The sequence below is a fragment of the Bordetella tumulicola genome (assembly GCF_054779135.1).
Genome location: NZ_BAAGYU010000010.1, coordinates 214,273 through 232,589, shown reverse-complemented (window position 1 = coordinate 232,589; position 18,317 = coordinate 214,273). Strand labels below are relative to the sequence as shown.

At 56.9% G+C, this 18,317-nt stretch carries 17 protein-coding genes; 9 read left to right on the top strand and 8 right to left on the bottom strand.

From position 1 onward, the window contains the following. Positions 1-9: 9 nt before the first annotated feature. Positions 10-795 (top strand): AraC family transcriptional regulator, encoded by a 786-nt coding sequence (locus ACYVDM_RS18345; protein WP_415787488.1) that lies wholly within the window; start codon positions 10-12, stop codon positions 793-795. A gap of 19 nt (positions 796-814) precedes the next feature. Here the strand turns inward: ACYVDM_RS18345 and ACYVDM_RS18340 are convergent, their stop codons facing one another. Both ACYVDM_RS18340 and ACYVDM_RS18335 read right to left on the bottom strand, forming a co-directional pair. Further along, on the bottom strand, positions 815-1,138 hold the full coding sequence (locus ACYVDM_RS18340) for an AzlD family protein (protein ID WP_415787486.1): 324 nt from the start codon (positions 1,136-1,138) through the stop codon (positions 815-817). Further along, the gene (locus ACYVDM_RS18335; RefSeq protein ID WP_415787484.1) at positions 1,135-1,872 is read right to left on the bottom strand and encodes an AzlC family ABC transporter permease; all 738 of its coding nucleotides are present in this window, start codon (positions 1,870-1,872) and stop codon (positions 1,135-1,137) included. The genes ACYVDM_RS18340 and ACYVDM_RS18335 overlap by 4 nt, the downstream gene beginning before the upstream one ends. Positions 1,873-2,021: 149 nt before the next feature. On the opposite strand from ACYVDM_RS18335, the gene ACYVDM_RS18330 reads away from it, so the two are divergent. Beyond that, on the top strand, positions 2,022-2,891 hold the full coding sequence (locus ACYVDM_RS18330) for a LysR family transcriptional regulator (protein ID WP_415787482.1): 870 nt from the start codon (positions 2,022-2,024) through the stop codon (positions 2,889-2,891). A gap of 15 nt (positions 2,892-2,906) precedes the next feature. Then, positions 2,907-3,152 (top strand): MBL fold metallo-hydrolase, encoded by a 246-nt coding sequence (locus tag ACYVDM_RS18325; protein ID WP_415787480.1) that lies wholly within the window; start codon positions 2,907-2,909, stop codon positions 3,150-3,152. Here the strand turns inward: ACYVDM_RS18325 and ACYVDM_RS18320 are convergent. From ACYVDM_RS18320 to ACYVDM_RS18305, 4 genes are read right to left on the bottom strand one after another with little or no spacing between them, the layout of a single operon-like run. Then, on the bottom strand, positions 3,142-4,155 hold the full coding sequence (locus tag ACYVDM_RS18320) for a Csu type fimbrial protein (RefSeq protein WP_415787478.1): 1,014 nt from the start codon (positions 4,153-4,155) through the stop codon (positions 3,142-3,144). The two genes, ACYVDM_RS18325 and ACYVDM_RS18320, sit on opposite strands and share 11 nt — an antisense overlap. Continuing rightward, positions 4,137-6,539: a fimbria/pilus outer membrane usher protein gene (locus ACYVDM_RS18315; RefSeq protein ID WP_415787476.1), complete on the bottom strand. Its 2,403-nt coding sequence runs from the start codon at positions 6,537-6,539 to the stop codon at positions 4,137-4,139. Before ACYVDM_RS18315 ends, ACYVDM_RS18320 begins: the two co-directional genes overlap by 19 nt. Further along, the gene (locus ACYVDM_RS18310; RefSeq protein ID WP_460475437.1) at positions 6,540-7,304 is read right to left on the bottom strand and encodes a fimbrial biogenesis chaperone; all 765 of its coding nucleotides are present in this window, start codon (positions 7,302-7,304) and stop codon (positions 6,540-6,542) included. A 36-nt stretch (positions 7,305-7,340) separates the two neighbouring features. After that, positions 7,341-7,862: a Csu type fimbrial protein gene (locus tag ACYVDM_RS18305; protein WP_415787471.1), complete on the bottom strand. Its 522-nt coding sequence runs from the start codon at positions 7,860-7,862 to the stop codon at positions 7,341-7,343. Positions 7,863-8,649: 787 nt separating this feature from the next. Between ACYVDM_RS18305 and ACYVDM_RS18300 the strand changes: the two genes are divergently transcribed. Both ACYVDM_RS18300 and ACYVDM_RS18295 read left to right on the top strand, forming a co-directional pair. After that, positions 8,650-9,642 (top strand): succinylglutamate desuccinylase/aspartoacylase family protein, encoded by a 993-nt coding sequence (locus ACYVDM_RS18300; protein ID WP_415787469.1) that lies wholly within the window; start codon positions 8,650-8,652, stop codon positions 9,640-9,642. Positions 9,643-9,674: 32 nt separating this feature from the next. Next, a complete protein-coding gene (locus ACYVDM_RS18295) occupies positions 9,675-10,646 on the top strand; it encodes a Bug family tripartite tricarboxylate transporter substrate binding protein (RefSeq protein WP_415787467.1) in 972 nt (323 codons plus the stop codon). A 70-nt stretch (positions 10,647-10,716) separates the two neighbouring features. On the opposite strand, the gene ACYVDM_RS18290 is transcribed toward ACYVDM_RS18295, so the two are convergent. Continuing rightward, positions 10,717-11,658 (bottom strand): LysR family transcriptional regulator, encoded by a 942-nt coding sequence (locus tag ACYVDM_RS18290; RefSeq protein ID WP_415787465.1) that lies wholly within the window; start codon positions 11,656-11,658, stop codon positions 10,717-10,719. A gap of 214 nt (positions 11,659-11,872) precedes the next feature. Between ACYVDM_RS18290 and ACYVDM_RS18285 the strand changes: the two genes are divergently transcribed. Together ACYVDM_RS18285 and ACYVDM_RS18280 are read left to right on the top strand one after the other, a co-directional pair. Beyond that, entirely contained in the window at positions 11,873-12,844 is a 972-nt protein-coding gene (locus tag ACYVDM_RS18285; RefSeq protein WP_415787463.1) for a Bug family tripartite tricarboxylate transporter substrate binding protein, read from the top strand. A gap of 8 nt (positions 12,845-12,852) precedes the next feature. Continuing rightward, the gene (locus ACYVDM_RS18280) at positions 12,853-13,779 is read left to right on the top strand and encodes an SMP-30/gluconolactonase/LRE family protein (protein ID WP_415787461.1); all 927 of its coding nucleotides are present in this window, start codon (positions 12,853-12,855) and stop codon (positions 13,777-13,779) included. 132 nt (positions 13,780-13,911) lie between these two features. Here the strand turns inward: ACYVDM_RS18280 and ACYVDM_RS18275 are convergent, their stop codons facing one another. Then, complete coding sequence (locus ACYVDM_RS18275) at positions 13,912-14,349, bottom strand: DUF3455 domain-containing protein (RefSeq protein ID WP_415788840.1); 438 nt, start codon at positions 14,347-14,349, stop codon at positions 13,912-13,914. A gap of 621 nt (positions 14,350-14,970) precedes the next feature. On the opposite strand from ACYVDM_RS18275, the gene ACYVDM_RS18270 reads away from it, so the two are divergent. Together ACYVDM_RS18270 and ACYVDM_RS18265 are read left to right on the top strand one after the other, a co-directional pair. Then, complete coding sequence (locus tag ACYVDM_RS18270; RefSeq protein WP_415787459.1) at positions 14,971-16,605, top strand: Na+/H+ antiporter; 1,635 nt, start codon at positions 14,971-14,973, stop codon at positions 16,603-16,605. 125 nt (positions 16,606-16,730) lie between these two features. Then, positions 16,731-18,209 carry a metal-dependent hydrolase family protein gene (locus tag ACYVDM_RS18265; protein ID WP_415787457.1) on the top strand — a complete coding sequence of 493 codons (1,479 nt, stop codon included), beginning with the start codon at positions 16,731-16,733 and terminating at the stop codon, positions 18,207-18,209. Positions 18,210-18,317 lie beyond the last annotated feature (108 nt).

Below are 18,317 nucleotides of genomic sequence, written 5' to 3'. Positions count from 1 at the left end.
TCTACTGCCATGACGCGCTGCACTACACTTTCGTCCAAACAGAAACTGATCGCTCAAGCCGGCTTTGCTTTTGCCACCAGCCGTGAACCGCGCTACGCCTTTCATTGGCATGAGCACGATTGCGCCATGCTGCTCTGGCCGCGTGCAGGCGTGCTTGACAGCGCGTGGCAGGATGACGGAGGTACGCGCCGCCGCGGCCGGTTAGTGCGAGGTCAGGCGCTCTTGCTCCCGTCCTACTTCAAACACAGTACGCGCGCGGAAAGCGTCGCCCAGCAGCATGGCGAACTGTATCTCGCCCCCGAACTGCTGCGTAACTGCAACGCGAGCGGCGTCCTGCAACTCGATGGCGCCGCCCAGACCATGCTAGATGCACTCTGGAAACCGGCGCTGTCGCCCAGCGCCTTGCCGGCGTTAATCTCCGCATTGATTGCACAACTCGGCAGTAGTCGGCCCATCGAGGTCTTGCTCGCTGGCTCGCCCAATCTGGCACAACGCTGGGTCGACGCCCTGCGCGAGAAGCTCGAGGAAGGGCACTCCCCGCCCGCCGTAGCCGATTCGGCGGACGCGCTGGGTGTTTCCACGCGAACGTTGCAACGCGCATGCCTCACGGCCTACGGGCTCCCGCCGGTTGCGTTGCGGCGCATACTCGTGGCGCAGGCCGCTCGTCAGCGCATCGCCCTCGGCGAGGCGGTGGCGCGCGTGAGTACCGACCTGGGTTTCTCTAGCAGTGGGCATCTCGGGCGCCTTTTGCGCGCGATCGACGCGACCCAAGACCTACCGGGCAAGGGCGAGTGAGTGCGACTCGTCCAGGCCGCTAAGCAGCCAGCGAAAGCAAATACCTGAACAATGCTGCTGTAACGATGCCCGCCGCGATGGCTGGCAGGGGCTTCTTCAACAGCAGCATGGTCGTCGCCGTCGCTAATAGCGCGAGTCGTGCACCGTTATCCCCATGCACCGCCATTGGTGCCAAAAGTGCTACCAGCACCGAGCCGGACATAGCACTGATGAACTGCTTAACTCGGTCGCTAATGGGAACGAGCGACATGATAAACACCCCGCCCCAGCGGGTGGCCAGCGTTACGACCGCGACGACCAGCACGACGGCCAGTGTGCCGGTACCTGACGTTTCGATATTCACTGCCCTTTCTCCGTCCAAAAGGCGCCGAACGTGCCGCCTGCCAGGGCGCCCACCATCACATGACTGTTCTCGGGCAGATACCCGTCAGCGATCAACGAAGAGCATGCCGCCACTACCCATATAAAAATCACGCGCGGACTCTTCCGTCCGCCAACCGCCATGGCCAAGAGGAAGCAGCCCATTACCATGTCCAAACCCAGACTCACGGGGTCGTGAATGACGCTACCCACGTAAAGGCCCAGCCAGGAGCCTAGTATCCAGGACAGCCAAAGGGCAATTCCACCGCCCAGCAACAATCCCATGCCCGACTCTCCACGTCCAAACGCCTGCATGGACATAGCCCAATTGGCGTCAGACACAACGAGCATCACGCCGTAGCGCTTCGCGGGCGACAGATGGCACAGCCATGGGAAGAGTGCAGCGCCCATCAACAGATGACGAGCGTTGATGGCAAACACGGTAATAGCCAGAGGAACCAGCGGCACTTGCGCGCCCCACAGATCCAGCACCGCAAACTGTGCCGCGCCAGCAAAGGCCAACGTGCTCATGAGAACGACCGAGACACTGTCCAATCCCATCTGCTTAGCCGCAAGTCCGAATGCCACGCCAAAAACAGTCACGAAAATCGCTATGGGAAGCAGCTGCGTGAAACCGGACCATACGCGATGAGGATCAAGTGCATATAAATCTACGGCATCGCGTGTCAAAACGGGGACTCCTTCATCGATATCCACCAACCTGCAAGTACGGCATCCATGACTTGCAACGGCAAGCTAGAGACCGAAAGTCTGCACTGGCGATGAACTATGCCTCGGATATTGGATGTTAAAAAGCGCATAATTCTTCTGTATGCCATTTGAAAAACGAATACATAGGAAATGCCATGGCCTATCCGGATCTACATGTCGATTGGCTTAGATGCTTCGTCACAGTCGTGGATGCGGGCTCGCTGTCCAACGCTGCGCCAGAGGTGCACAGGTCCCAGTCGGCCGTCAGCATGCAGTTGAAAAAACTGGAGGCCGCCGTAGGGCGGCAATTGCTTGTAAGAGGCCCCCGGGAGCACCAACTCACACCGGATGGGCAACGTCTGCTGGGTTACGCTCGACGAATACTCGACCTACACGCGGAAGCGCAAACGGCCTTTCATGGCGAGACAGTAGGAGGCCGCATTCGCCTTGGGGTGCCTGACGACTACGCTGCCAAATACCTGACGCCAGTCCTCAAGCGTTTTGCACCAAGATACGGCACCGTTGACATCGAACTGGACTGCGAGCAGTCGACATCCCTTATCCCTCGTGTCGAACGTGGCGACCTAGACCTGGCGTTGATTTCACGGGATCATGCACGACGGGGCACCTTGCTGTTTCATGAACCGATGGTGTGGGTGGGTTCGCCGCAGTTCGATACCTGGCTGCGCGACCCGCTGCCTATTGCCGTCTATGAAGACAGTAGCCTTGCCAGACGAAGCGCGATCAATTCATTGAACCTGCAAGGTCGCCGATATAGGGTGGTCTACAACAGCTCCAGTCTGGCGGGTCAGATTGCCGCCGTCGAAAGCGGATTAGCCGTCGCAGTCCTGACCCGGTGCAGCGCACCTGCCCATCTCGAAATCCTGGACAGCGCGCATGGACTAGGGCCTCTCAAGCCGATGGAGGTGTCGGTGTATCGCAGCCGTGCTTCACAAGGCTCCAAGGCTGTCGACAGCCTGTACCATCTACTGATCAAGACGCTCAGAATCTCTAAGCCCTCGTGATGGGATAAAAGGGGCATGTCGGTGCCGCGTCACGCGGCGGCTTTCGAAGTCGTTTACACCGTAACCAGCGCCGCCACTCGCGAGCTGATCGAAGAGCGCGGTCAACAAGACTGGGACCCTGAGTTCGGCCGCATACCCCGCCTGTTCAAGGGACCCGAGAGCGTGCCCGGGTTGAATTGGCCGACTATCGCCTTCGACGACCGTTATGTGATCGAGCTAAGCGGTAGCCGCGGCACTGTGGCATGGAACTCTAGAAACTGATGGTGGCGATAATGGTGTCACGATAGGTGCCTGGAGTGGGCGTACTCTGAGCAGGCACTGACCCGTAGATCGTCAAGGTTTGGGCCAAGCCACTACCTGCTGCCGTAACTGCTGCCGTACCACTGGTACCATCGCCCCAGATGACGCTACGAGCACTACTGGTGTATAGCTGATAGCGCACAGCACCTCCTCCGCCGACACGTTGCATGGAACGGGCGCTTATGCTGCCGCTACTGCCGCCATTTAGCGATACGCGATACGCATTTCCATTGGTGCAGCGTACGCTCAAGCTTGCGGTTCCATCAAGTCGCGCTTTTAGTACACCAGTCGATGGAAAATTCAGGTTGGTAGCGGATATGGTGCAGTCGTTAATGACTCGTGCTGTGGCGGTGAAGGGAAACGTCGATGCCGTCTGCTGTATGTTCGGGCAAGTTCTGTCGATGATCTCGAAGAAGTGGGTGTTCAGTGAGCTTTGGTTACCGCTGAAAGCCGTGGTGTAAGAGGTCGCAGTACTGCCCACTAGCGGAATAGTAGGCTGATTGGCCTCGACGCGTCCGTAGTAGGTGATCGCCCGGCTGGCAGTTGTACCAGCGATAGGCTTTGCCAGCACGAACGTGATCGGATTCGGGGTCGTGGTCGAGTATATGGATCCCCAGATATTGGTGCGCGCGGCATCCTGGAACAAATTAAACCGGATCGCGTTGCTGCCGTTCGTCAGGAAGCGGGGCGCGCTACCACTGGAGTTGACGCCAGGACCGAGATTCAGGCAAATCCGAGCATTTCGGTTCAACGTGACCGCCGGCCACGTGCACGTCACCGTGACCGTACCGGTGCCGTCGACTGCGCTCAGTTGAATAGGGCGCACATCGCCGAAATTTATGGGCGAGGCACTGGCTGTGCAGCTTTGGGCTTGCACCCCTGAAACGCTGAAAAGCGCTAGGCAAATAATTGCTGCAATGGTCGCATGTTGTGCCAATGAGTGTTTTATCCAGATGCGTCGCATATTAAGGGACCGATGGTAGGAAGCTCGGAAGCGTCTGTATTCTTGAACGTGAACTGCACTTGACAGGTGTTGTTCTCATAACGAATACGCAAGTGGTTGGTGGCTGCCAGCTGTTCTACGAAGGCCACACCGTCATACCCTACCACGGTGCGTGCCCCCGACTCCTCATGGTAAACATCAGCGCCGACAGGGATAGCCTTGCCTTGTGCATCGCGCAAAATAAGCGAAGCAGCTCGGTATTCCGTAACCAGGAATTCTGCCAATACACCCGATCTCGCCTGTGGCACAACTTCCGCGTTGCTTCGCGCCAATTTGAAATTGGACGGAAGATCCAGGCCATCGATAGATATCCGATTGCGCTGGTACGAATTTAGGTCGGGGATCAAATAATGGCCGCTTGCGTCTGTGACGCCGATGACACGGTTTTCGTGAAGCACCGGAATGTCGGCTATACCTCCTGTGGATACCAACGCAAAACCGTCGTACAAACGTCGCGACGCCGTAAGACTACCGTCCATCAGCGTGACGGCGCCAGAGGCGTTTAGCGCGGCACTACCGTGGCCGTCTACTTGCTGGGCCAACGCCGTGACTTCACCATATCGGCCGCGATAGGTTGTCTGCGCCTGCCCCCAACGCGCCGAGGCTGTTTTGCCCGCCTGTAGGCCCCAACCCCAGCCGCCTTCGTAGTCGGGCGAGCGCGACGCCGTTAGGTTGAAGCTGGTATCACCGTTTTGCCGGCCACCATAGGCGCCCAAATACGTGCCTCCATCAAGCGAAATGCTCACACTCAGGAACAAGCCTGTGTCCTCGCGTCCGCCAAAATCCCGGTATGCGCTGAGGTTCGTTGAAACCCTCTTTCCCAGATTCGCCGTATAGCCGACCGAGCCGACATGAGATGGCTGGTAACCGGGCAGTGTATAACCAATGTAGCTAGCAGCCACAGAGTGATGTTCATCCAAAGAAAACGAGACCGTGGCCCGATCCATCTTCTTTGCCATGGGATATCCATCCGTGGTGCCGAGGTCCCGGTAGTTGGACAGGTTGCGTATTGTTTGAAGGTCCAAAGAGAACCGTTGCTGCAGCAACTGGTATCCCAGCGCGACCCTCGCTCCCGTGCCGGTGCCCGCGCTAAGTGACAACGCTCCGTTCAGGACCCCATTGGCACCCAATCCCACCAGGGCACCAGCGCCCAGGTTGTACACACCCACGGTGGCTTCTGCATGACCTTCAACAGTTAGGGCGTTAGACAGCCCATACCGTATGGTGCCGGAGGCTGCAGGATGACTGTCGTAGTCGAACGATTCCAGCGCGTAACGCCGGCGAATGAACCCCGCCTCCACCGAGTACGACGACAACCCGGCGGCCAGCATACGGCGGTCGATGTAGATAGGCAGCGTCGTCGATACCGAGCGGCCTAACGCATCGCGGGTGACGATGGTAGCGTTGCCGGCACCCGTTATCCCGGGTGCGTCATTAAAGATAAAAGGCCCATCAGGGACCTCGGTACTGAAGCGTCGCATATTGTTGATATAGAGGTCAACCGTGGAAGGTACAGTCGCGGTTCCGCCCAACTGCGGCAGTGGGAATGTGATGAGATCCGGCCGCAAGTCATAGTTCCGGCTGAACTGTATGCCAGCCATGCGTACTGGCCTTGTCCAGTCCAAGGCCGAAGAAATGGTGTCTCCCAAGCGCAAGGTGCGAAGACGTACAGGATCTGAGTGAGTCCATGATGTATCGAAGCGAACATAGCTGTCCTCACCGCGGTACGACCCTGTATACAGAGTGCCGGAATTCTCCAGTACGCCATTAGAGTCAAAGTAGCGTAGCTCGTTCCAGATAGACAGTTGAGAGCGATGCGCGTATTGATAGTAGGCATCGTAGTTCAGCGCCAAACCTCGACTCGACGTTGCCTCACCAACCGCGGTCGTTGGTGCTTGTCCGTACCTGTACGGCGTACGCAACGCGGGGGGCACTTCAATGGCTATCGACTGCCGGGCCGCAGAATAGCGGTATGTCAGCTGAGCGATTGAATCGAGCGGGATAACTTCGCTGCTGAAAGTATGCGCGTCGACGTCGATGCCGATGCTTCGGAGGTCCGCCTGCTTGGCCCACAGTTTGCCGTTGCGCACATAGAAGCGGGCCAGCGCGCCCGTATCCTGGCCATTCAGCGTCACCGCTAAAAAGACGTCCTGCTCGTTTTGGGCGCCAAGCTGAGCAATGGATAGTGAATCCAATGCCGAAGATTGACTAAAGGCAGCCGTTGCTATGCATTGGCAGGACGCCGCGACAACCAGACGTACTGCTACTCGGCTAACCGCTTTGCCGTGATCTGCTGGCGCAATCGCACAATTCGAGGGGGCCACCAACATACCGGAAGATAGCATTCACGGTTCCCCCCCTGCCGTGCGGCCCGCTTTGCCGTTGCCAGGCGAGATCATGATATTCGCCTGAGCTGGCCGCGCGTTAATGGTGGCGTGGATCACTGTCTTAGCGCCAAACGTGGCGTTGGCCGGGATATCAAGTGGCCATATTTTGTAGCGCCCCGGTAAGGCGTAACCCAACAATCCCTCTTGGATGTCATAGCGCCTTCCTCGGGTGTCGACTATCCAAACTGTGTTGATGCGTGCTCGCTGTCGGCCTCTGTTCTCGACACGGAGCGTCCAGTCGCCACCTTCGCGTAGCAGCGTCCAGGCCAGTACGGGGCTATCCTGCGCCGACAGCCCGTTATCGACGAACACCGGAATTGAATAGCGCATCCGGATCAGCACGCCGCTACGCGGCATGGTCTGTTCGTGCGGAATTTCGTCTATCACGATCCGGTAAGCCTGCTCAACCGCGGGTTTATCTCCCGGCGTACGAACCAGGCGTACGAGTTGGTCGCCGCCTGGCGTCACCTGAATCAGTGGGGGGCTTGCTACCAGCCGTTCCGTCGGGGCAAGCGTGTCTTCGCCATTGTGCTGGTCCCACTCGAACACCCGTACCTGCCCATACACGGGAGTGTCGCCGGGATTCGTCAATGTTAGCGCTGCACCATTCTGACCTTGCGCCATTTCAATCGTGACCGGTGATACCTGTAATGTGACACCGGCCGCCCGTGCGGTGAACAGGCACAACGCCAGGCCTACGATCGCAATCCGCCCACGCATCATCAAACGGCGTCGCTCATTGGTCCATCTCACCACGACCTAGAAGAACACGGTGGCAGTGACAGTTGACTGGTAAGTGTCGGCCGTAGGCGTAGTCTGGGGCGGTACGCGACCATAGACAGGGATCGTCTGCGCGGTGCCTGTACCGACGCCGCTCAGCGTGTCGGTAGGTTGGGTGTTACCCCAGACCGTCGCTCGGGCGGCATCTTGATATAACTGGTAGGCGACAGTTGTTCCGGTATTGCCTCCGGTTGTGCCTGCCAGCAAACGATTAGCCACGGTCGAGCCTGTAACGTTACCTTCATTGAGTCCGATGTTATAGGGCGTGGTGTTGCTGCAAGTGACCGAAACAGTCGTCTCCGCGTCGACATTAGTATCCAATACGCCGGACGTGCCAAAACTGAGTGGATTGGCGGCTATGGTGCAGTCAGATTGAATGATCAGGTTGACGGTGAAGGTTGCTGTAGCGGTGTTGTTGTACACCTGTGCACTTGCCGGCAACACAGCTATGCCGGCAACCAGCCCAACCCCAAATAATGAAATACGCGTGAATCGATTCATAGTGGAGCCCTTCCGGTGAAATTAACTGCAAGAAACAGTCTAGTCTCCTTCCTACCATATCGACGATATGAAACTATTTCATTGATTTGCGTATTTTGTTACCCTTTTTACCAACAATAAGGACGAATAATGCACGTACTGTTACGCCCTTCGCTATTTATGCGCGTGCAAGGGGCGTATGAAGGACTAAAAGGCTCAGAACGCAGGCTTGCGCATAAAGACTCTGTTCGGGTCTTCGCTATATTCACCGAAAGGCTCACAACACGTGCAACCGCAGCTAAAAACGACGCCATCCGGCAGCTCGCGCGTGAGTTTCACCCTGCCACGGCACATTCGACCACGCACTCCACCCGACGGCCGCCAGCAAGTACATAAAATCTAAGCCACCCTAGGCTGGTCCGCGTCAATCACAATTAAGTGATGAACAATAGGCATCGACCGACTTTATTTTCATTCTTCACAAATGAAAAAGCCTGACGCCCCTACTCCACCGTCACGCTCTTAGCCAAGTTCCGTGGCTTGTCCACATCCGTGCCACACACGCCTTGTGATAAGACAGCAGTTGCAACGGAATCGTACGCACGATCGGTGACAGCATGCCGTAGTGTCCAGTGGAATACGCCCGCACTCGCCTTTGAGCGAAATAAACGGCTTTTCTATAGCTCGGACTCGACGAGATAACGAATTGGAATCGCTAAGCCTAATTCGATTTTGCACACGGCAGCGCCCGCTAACACAATGGTTCATTAGTCTTTAGCAATCTCTTCCCCGAAGAGGTCAGGGAATTATGACGAAGAGCCGCATTAGCATCGATATATCGCTTGACGAAAATGGCAAACGCTCCGGAATCGCACGACTTCCGCACTCAGTACATCGCTCAGCCTATGGATGGTTGCCGATACCGTTGGTCAGCATACGAAACGGCGACGGCCCGCGTGTACTACTCATGTCCGGCACGCACGGCGATGAATATGAAGGGCAAGTCACACTGACGCGGTTGGCACAAAGTCTCGATGCGGAGAACATTCGTGGACAAATTCTCATCCTGCCGATGGCGAACTACCCAGCAGCGAAGGCCGGACTTCGCGTGTCGCCGATCGACGGCGAAAACCTAAATCGCATCTATCCGGGGGATCCGCATGGAGGTCCTTCGAAGATGATTGCCCATTTCATCGAGACCGAGCTACTGAGCCGCGTTGACGTGGTATTGGACTTGCACAGTGGGGGCTCGTCGCTGAACTACCTGGGCTCAACGGTATCTCTGGCCGCGGATGACCCTCATCTCCTGGAACAGAGCCAAGAGATGATGCGCGTTTTCGGCGCGCCTTACGGTGTATTGTTCGAGGGCCGAGGTGGTATCGGCAGTAGCTACGATGCCGCTGTGCGGAACAAAATAATCCGCATCGGAACCGAACTCGGCGGCCGTGCCTGGGTCAATCCGGCGCTGAGGAAATTATGCGAAGCCGGCGTACGCCGGGTACTCGCGCATTTGGGCGTCATTTCGCCCTCGCTGTGCGAACCCGCCGGGCCAGTCCAGTTCATGCGCGTGTCTCCGCAAGCATTCGTTTATGCGTCGACCGACGGCATATTCGAAGCAGCGGTGTGTCTCGGCGATCACGTGAACACCGGAGACGTCGCCGGCCACATCTACTTTCCGGATGCGCCGATGCGTACGCCAATAGAAGAAAAATTTCAATCCGATGGCGTCGTCATCTGCGAGCGCGCCATTGCGGCGTGCCAAGTCGGTGATTGCTTATTTCATCTCGGGCGTCCGGTTTAGTTAACTAGACGTCCTATTTCAAGAGGAAATTCATGAGATATCAAAACATCCTTCGATGTGCCCTCTCTTTGGGCCTATACGCGGTCGTCACAGCGACCTATGCGGCGCCGTATCCGGATCGTCCTATTACCGTAGTGGTGCCGCAAGCCGCCGGCGGTGCGAGTGATGTTGTTTCCCGCATTGTGCTGCAGAAAATAGGTAGTATCTTGAATCAGAGCATTGTGGTGGAGAACCGCCCCGGGGCGGGAGGCAATATCGGAATATCGACGGTGGCCAGGGCCCCCGCGGACGGGTATACGCTCTTGTTCAACGTCAGCAGTGCGCATTTAATCAATCCGTACCTGTATAGCGAGCCCGGCTTTTCGCCGGAGCGAGATTTTGCGCCAGTTTCCCCATTTGGAACGGGCAGCATGTTGCTGGTCGCGGCACCGGATTTTCCCCCCAACAATATCCAAGAACTCCTGGCGCTGGCAAAGGCCAAGCCAAATGAAGTCACCTATGCATCCGCGGGTAATGGCACGCTTAACCATCTCATGGGAGAGGTCTTCAATAAATCGGCCGAGGTGGAAATGATGCATGTTCCATATCGCGGCGCCGCCGCCGCGACGACAGACGTCATGAGCGGTCGAGTATCGGTGGCATTTCAGGCGGTTGCGTCCAGCATTTCGCAAGTGAAAGCCGGAAAACTAAAAGTTTTGGCGATCGCAAGTACGAAGCGGTTGCCCGATCTTCCTGGTGTGCCGACCATCGGTGAGAGTATCCCCGGTTACGGAGAGGATCCTTGGTATGGCTTGTTCGCTCCGGCCAAGACACCCGTCGACGTACTCGACAAACTATCGCAAGCGACTCAGAAAGCGCTCGAGGACGAAGGCGTACGCCGTAGTCTCGCCGCGCAAGGAGTAGAACCCTATTTTTTGTCGCGAGCTGAATTCGCCAAGCTTATCGGCACCGAGCTACCACGGTGGGAGAATATCGTGAAGGATTCTGGCGCGAAGGTCGACTGAGGGCGTGCAGTACATCGACAAAGACTGTGCATGGTCAGACCGGCACCATGCGAATTCGACGCTATCCTGGTTAGAGACTATCGCGCCAAGTACCGGCGGTCATCCAGTCGCAAAATGTGCTGGTCGCGGTGCTGACCGCTGCGGGATTCCAGAGAATGCCCAACGGCCTGAGCGACTCTTGGCGTTGAACGTCAAGAGCACAGACGCTGCCGGACATCAGTGCGGGCCCGGCAAAACTGGCCGGTAGCACAATAAGTGCGTCGCTATACGCAACAAGGCCAGTAATCGCGGATAAGGACGAAGTAGTCACGTTGGAAACGACAGGATAAGGAACGCCGCCAGAGAACCAACTCTCGAAAATAATCCGACTCGTCGATTGCAATGGCAATATCAGCCATTGCTCATCACCTAGCACGTCCAGCGACAGCGCCCGCCGATGCGACAGCCGGTGTCCCGTGCGAGCGAGCACAACGCTGTGGTCATCCTCTAACGGTTCGAACTTCAGTGGGCTGTGACCAATCGTCGGTGTGCGTGTCAATACGGCATCGTAGACGCGACTCATGAGTAACTCGTGCAGATGATCTTGGTCGTTTTCTTCAAGATGCAATTGAAATTGCTGAAATCGCTGACAGAACTGAGCGATGCCTCTCACGAGGGAACCATTACATGCCGCGGGCAGGGCCCCGATATGCATGGTACCTGTCTTGCCCGACTGCACGGCGTCGAGAGTCTTGGCGCTACGCTGGACCAACAGAAGCATCGCTTGAAAGATCGGCAGCAGAGTCTTGCACGTTGACGTCTGCCGCATACCTCTGGAATGGCGCTCGAAGAGGGGCTCACCAACCACGCCCTCGGCCATAGCAAGAAATTTGGCAATACTAGGTTGACTGATGTTGGCCATCTCTGCCGCCCGATGCGTACTTCCGAGTTCTGCCGTCAGAACCACAGCTTGTAAATGACGAAAGCCGAGTTTGGCGAGAAGGCGGTTGTGGATCGATGCTTTATTGCTCATCACTTGCCCAGTCATTGAAAACGAAACGGAATCGCTTCACTGTTCTTATTTGCGCAGCTGCTGGCGAAGATTACTACACTTCAATCACAGAATATGACAGCGTGAATCGCCGATATCGAGAAACAACGCAGAGTCAGATATTCCTCTCATCACATTCGAAAAATTTCCGTGCTTCCGATTTTCTGATCATTCTGGTAACTAAGAAAGGACCTCCATGTCAACGCGTCGCCAAGCAATCAAGCTTGTCTTTGGATCAGCCTTAGTCGCAGCAACGGGAGCGCCCAAGGCTCAAGAGTCCACCGGCCCTATTCGTATCGTGATTCCGGGTCCTGCCGGCGGAGGCGCCGACAATATCGCGAGGATCGTAGCGGAGAAGTTGCAAACGATTCTGGGACAGACGGTGCTGGTCGATCCCCGTCCCGGCGCGACGGGCTTGATTGCGAGCAAGTATGTCATGAGCCAAGAGCCAAATGGTCAAGTGCTTTATCTGAGCTCTTCCATGCTAGCCAGCGCGCCCGCACTGGATCCAGAACTTCAGAAATTCGACCCGATACGAGACTTCACGCCGATCGCGCAGTTAACAAAAAATACAATGCTGTTTATCGTCAGAAGCTCTCTGCCAGTCAGTAACATGGAAGAGTTCATCGCTTATTGCCGACAGAATCCGGGAAAAGTATCGATTGGCACGATAGGGCCATCGTCCAGTACACATCTCATGACTGCTTATTTGGCCAAGGCAGTCAATCTCGATATCAATATCGTTCACTACAAGGGCTCAGCGCCAGGTAATCAAGACCTCATGGGAGGTTTCATCGATGCAAGGATTGATAACCTGGCGGGTGTCTTTGGTGTGCTGAATTCTGGCCATGCCAAAGCGATCGCGGTGGCGGGAAAGGATCGTTCTCCGTTGTTTCCGAAGTTGAAACTAGTGTCTGAAACAGTGCCAGGCTTGTATTTTGATGACCACTTTGTGATCGTGGGTCCGGCAAAAATGGATGGCAATCTCGTTGAAAAACTCAGTGAGGCTCTACGTACAGTCGTTTCTATACCCGAAGTTTCCGCGAAGCTAAGGGAACAGCTCGGTTCCGTTTCTGCGCCGCTTTCGCCGGGCGAAACCGAGACGGCCATGCAGAATATCTACGAAAGTACGAAGCGCATGGTCACACAAGTTGATTTGAAACCGTAGGGGGATTGATGTTGTACGCTCCTCCTCCGCGCGTCACAGGGACGTTAGTTGCAAGCCTCCCCGACGAACTACGTACAGGTGATCCGCAATCCGGCCTGAATGCCAATCAGCCGTCCGGATTAGTGGCCACCTCTTTCCTGGAGGGACCAAGTTTCGATCGCGACGGTGTCTTCTGGTGCGTCGATATTGTAAATGGACGCTTGCTAACTCTGGATACGGATGGCCAGATACGTATCGCGTACCAGTACGACGGATGGCCCAACGGCCTGAAAATTCACCAGGATGGTCGGATCTTCGTCGCCGATCATAAGCATGGAATCATGATCTACGACCGCCAGCGACAGCGCATTGAACCGTTGCTGCAGGAATACGGATCCGCGCGTTTCAAGGGCGTGAATGATTTGTTCTTTGCCGGCAACGGAGATCTGTACTTCACAGATCAAGGTTCAACCGGCCTGCATGATCCGACGGGCCGACTGTTCAGGCTCAGCGCAGACGGACGGCTCAATTGCTTGTTGGACAATTTGCCGAGCCCGAACGGTCTAACGATGGACCTGCAAGAGCGCACACTGTTCTTGGCGATTACGCGCGACAATAGCGTGTGGCGGGTGCCATTGGGGCGGGACTTTCAACCCTTAAAAGTGGGGCGCTTCGTTCAGATGTCAGGTGGGATAGGGCCGGATGGTCTGGCCCTATCCGCTCAGGGCGAACTACTGGTGGCGCACGCCGGTTTAGGCTGCATATGGCTATTTTCGGCCGAGGGCGAGCCGCTTCGGCGTATTGATGCACCACAAGGAAAGCTAGTCACTAATCTCGCGTTCCGAGACTGCGCGGCGGAGATCTATTTCATCGAGTCGTCCAGCGGTTCCATTTATAAAGCAGCCATGCCAGGACTTGGCAAGCCAATGTTTTCGCACGCACCGCTAATAGCGTAATCCCGGTGTCATACGCGGGTATCCACGATAAGCCTTACGATTACCCGGTTGGTGCTTAAGCCATATAGCGCAACTGCTGAGCGTGATGAGGGCTCCCCCACCTTTCGGAATCGGTACCCGCTGCCACGAGGGCTAGTTCGGCTTCCAGAATACGTACTCAGCTTGATACGCGACTTCCTCTTGGTCGCCGACATTCGAACTAGTACATGGTTTATGGGGTGGCGCTCCTCCCGTGTCAACTAACCGCTGAATATAAGTGACGCCCGTCAGTAGCCCAACGCCGATCGACGGATTAGCCATGACTAATTGGTCATAAAGTCGTTCCGTTCCCGAGCGAACACGCACTATTTCCAATCCCGTCAACGTCGACCCATCGGCGCTTTTCCAGGTTTCCGGTGGGCTTGTGTATGTGCCGCTGAGGTTTCCACTGCGATCGCCCAGCGTGGCCGAAGCTGAGCCGACTGTCCATACAGGCTTTGTCGCGTCGGTAGGGCTCGTCCGACACACATACGTGATGTGACCCGTCGCAGGCGCATTCCAAGCGATAGCGTTGCCGGCAGGTACTTGCATGAGTACCGGCACTTTGGTATCTGCCATGGCGTTTGTGGAAAGCGTAGCCAGCACTATGGACATTATTAAACCAATCCGCGGCGTACGGATGTGCAATTCGCGCTTCTTCATGTGTATCCTGAAATAGCCAAAACGATGGACGTTCGAATAAAACCACTTGCGAAAACTACTTCTCTATTGCTCCAAAACCCGTAAACGAGTGGATGAGAGTAGTTTTATAAGTAGCGCGAGCTTTAGTTCGCATTTTGAGATTACTTAATCGATAGGACCCGGTCAACGATGATTCGTGGTACTTAAGTGAAAACTGGCGGTGGCTGCTCTTGCGCGCTGATCTGATATGGAAGCTAATCGGATAATGATCTTCTGCGTGCTTAATTTGACTAAAAACATGAGGGTACGCCAATGCCTCAAATTACGTTCCACCATCAACAGTTTTTGTTGTCGCGATAGTTTGTGCATAGCCTCACTATAATTCCTGCGCAGATGATCAAGAGGCACAAGAGCCGCTTCTCGCGTATCCTGCGTACCCATCAGCGCACGGTGGGACGTTAGGCTTTTGATATTGCATGAGCCTCTGCCCAGGCGTCAGTACTCCAGTGTTTATTTTCAGGGATATTCGTTTTGGAGGCATTTACGGTTGTCATGGCGATGTTGGTCGCCGTCTTGGTCAGCGGCTTTCTGGTCCGCATGATTCCCTTTGCCATTCCCTTGCCCTTTGTGCAGATAGCGCTAGGTTTTCTGATCGCCACCGTATTTCAGCGCGGCGTACTGATCGAACCCGACATCTTCTTCCTATTGTTCCTGCCGCCCCTGTTGTTCTTCGACGGCTGGCGAGTGTCCAAGCTGACCGTGCTGCGCGAGTCCTCTTCCATTCTGCAGCTGGCGTTTGGCCTAGTGTTCCTGACGGTGATCGGCGTCGGCTACCTGATTCATTGGATGATTCCCGCAGTGCCCTTGCCGGTCGCTTTCGCCATAGCGGCCATTGTCTCGCCGACGGATCCGGTTGCCGTCGGAGCGATCTCGCGCCGGGTGTACATTCCTCGCCGCATGATGGCAATTCTGGAAGGCGAGGCGTTGTTCAACGACGCGAGCGGCCTGGTCGCCTTTCGCTTTGCCGTTGCAGCGGCTGTGACCGGCACGTTTTCGCTGTCGCAGGCGACGCTGTCTTTTTTTTGGATGGCCATCGCCGGCCTGTCGATCGGGGCCGGGCTCACGTGGCTAATCATGCAGATGCGGATGTTCATCACCCGGCGGCTTGGTGAAGAGCCAGGCGCCGAGGTGCTGCTTAGCCTATTGACGCCGTTCTTTGTTTACATCGTGGCCGAGCACGCCAATGCCTCGGGGATTCTGGCTGCCGTCGCTGCTGGCGTCATGATGAGCTATATGGAATTGTCCGGCGGGGCGCTTGCCGCCACGCGCATGGAACGCCAGTCTGTCTGGAGGATGGTGCAGTTCACGCTTAACGGCATGATCTTCGTGCTCTTGGGTGAGCAGTTCCCCACCATTCTGGCGGGATTGTCGCTTGCCGCGGGCGAGGCCGGCGGGCAGTCACTGTACTGGCTACCCGTCTACGGCCTAGCGGTGTGTCTGGGCCTGGTCCTGTGCCGATTGCTGTGGGTGACGGTGTCACTCAAACTCGGCGCGATCAGGGCCCGGCGGCGTGGGATTGAGCCACCCGAGATTGGTTTGCGCCTGATTTTGGCCGTGTCGGTGGCAGGGGTACGCGGCGCGGTGACGCTGGCGGGTGTCATGACGCTACCCTTCACCCTGGATACCGGAATGCCTTTTCCCGCGAGGGACCTGGCCGTGTCGTTGGCGGCCATGGTGATTGTGTTTTCGCTGTTGCTGGCCAGCGTGACCTTGCCCGGTCTGATGCGCGGGTTGCATTTTCCGCCCAATAGCCGGACACAGCAAGAGGCGTTGCTGGCGCAGGATGCCATGCTCCAAGCGGCACTGGATAGCGTGGCGCAAGGCACCAAGCGCCGGGTTGCCGAGCAGCCAGACCAGGCCGCCCTGTATCTGGAGGTCGCTGACAACTTGACAGCCGCCTTGCGACGTCAGGCCGGTGAAACGCCGGACGGGGCATCTGCTGAAGAGCTGGTCAAGCAGGCTGCTCTTGAGCGGCAGTTGCGCCTGGAAGCAATAGCCGCATCGCGGGAGGCAGTCTTCCATCTGGCCCGTACGCACCGCATTTCCGACGAGTTGGCGCGTGAACACGTCCGCTTGCTGGATTTACACGAGGCCCAACTGCACTAGCGCGCGGGCCGATGCCTGTTCGGCGCCCGATGCCATGGGCGCCACGCTTGCGTTTTCGTTGGACCGCATTAACGTCACAAGCGCAATGAGTATTTAGAAACGAGTGGCACTCTGGAGATATCGTCATGTTTGATGTGGAAGCCGAGTCCTTCAACCGCCTGCGTGTTGCCAATTGCGGCTGCCATAACCCGGCGGCTGCCCGTATCAATGCCTTGTATGCTGTTCACGAAGCGGCACTGGGGCCGATCCGTCCCGACGGCGGTCACGTGCAGACTACACCGAGGGGTGTGCCTCGCAGGGCAGCGCCGCACGCTGGCGATGCTGCCCTGCCGGGGGCCGAAAGCGCGCCACTGGCTTTCGTCAATGTACGTATCTTCAATGGCGTGTCGGATCAGTTGCTGACCGGCATGCGTGTGGTAGTTCAAGGCCGGCAGATCAAAGCAGTGGAACCGCAATCGTTGCCACTGCCCGAAGGTTGCCAGATGATTGACGGCAAGGGCGGTGTCCTGATGCCTGGCATGATCGATGCGCACTGGCATTCGATTCTGGCGCGGCCCAGCATGCTCATGGCTATGACTGCGGATTTCAACTATGTGCATACGATGGCCGTCGTGGAGGCGGGCGCGACGCTGATGCGCGGATTCACCACAGTGAGGGACATGGGCGGACCCGCCTTCGGTCTGAAGCGCGCCATCGACGAGGGTCTGACGCCGGGGCCACGCATTTATCCGTCTGGAGCGTTCTTAAGCCAGACCTCCGGCCATGGTGATTTCCGGATGCTGTCCGATTTGCCAAGATCGCCAGAGGCCGGTCTAAGCTATGCGGAAAAAGTCGGCGTCACCGCTATTTGCGACGGGACGGATCAAGTGCTGCTGCGTGCCCGCGAGCAGTTGATGCGGGGAGCGTCGCAACTGAAGTACATGGCGGGCGGCGGCGTGATGTCCTCGTATGACGGACTGGACGTCACCGAGGGGTCGCTGCAAGAGTTGAAGGCGGCAGTGACCGCGGCCGAGAATTGGGGCACATACGTCACCGTACACGCCTACACGTCGCGCGCGGTCGGCATGGCGCTGGATGCCGGGGTGCGCTGCATCGAGCACGGCCAATTGATTGACGAGGATACGGCACGTCGCATGGCGGACCAGGGCGTGTGGTGGAGCCTGCAGCCGTTCTTGGACGACGAAGATGCGGTGCCCACTCAATCGCCGGCGTCACGCCAGAAGCAACTGGCCATGGTGGCAGGCACTGACAGGGCGTATGAGATGGCGCAGCGCTTGAATATCAAGACAGCTTGGGGAACGGATACGCTGTTCGACGCCCGACTAGCCACGCGCCAGGGGGCCCAATTGGCGAAGATGAGTCGTTGGTATGGCGCGGCCGAGGTATTGCGGATGGCGACCAGCGTCAACGGTGAATTGTGCGCGATGGCCGGGCCGCGCAATCCTTACCCGGGCAAACTTGGGGTCGTGCAGAGCGGCGCAATGGCCGACCTATTGCTCGTCGATGGCAATCCACTGGAAGATCTTCAGTTGCTCACCCGGCCAGAGCAGAGTCTGCTCGTAATTATGAAAGACGGCAGGATCTGCAATCAATTCCAAGAATGAAGTGGGGTGGTGGCGTATATCTCGACATAATTTTACAAAAAGATACAATTATAAGATAGCCAAGTGGCAAGAAGCCTAGGACAGCTCGCCCTAACAATGCAATTTATT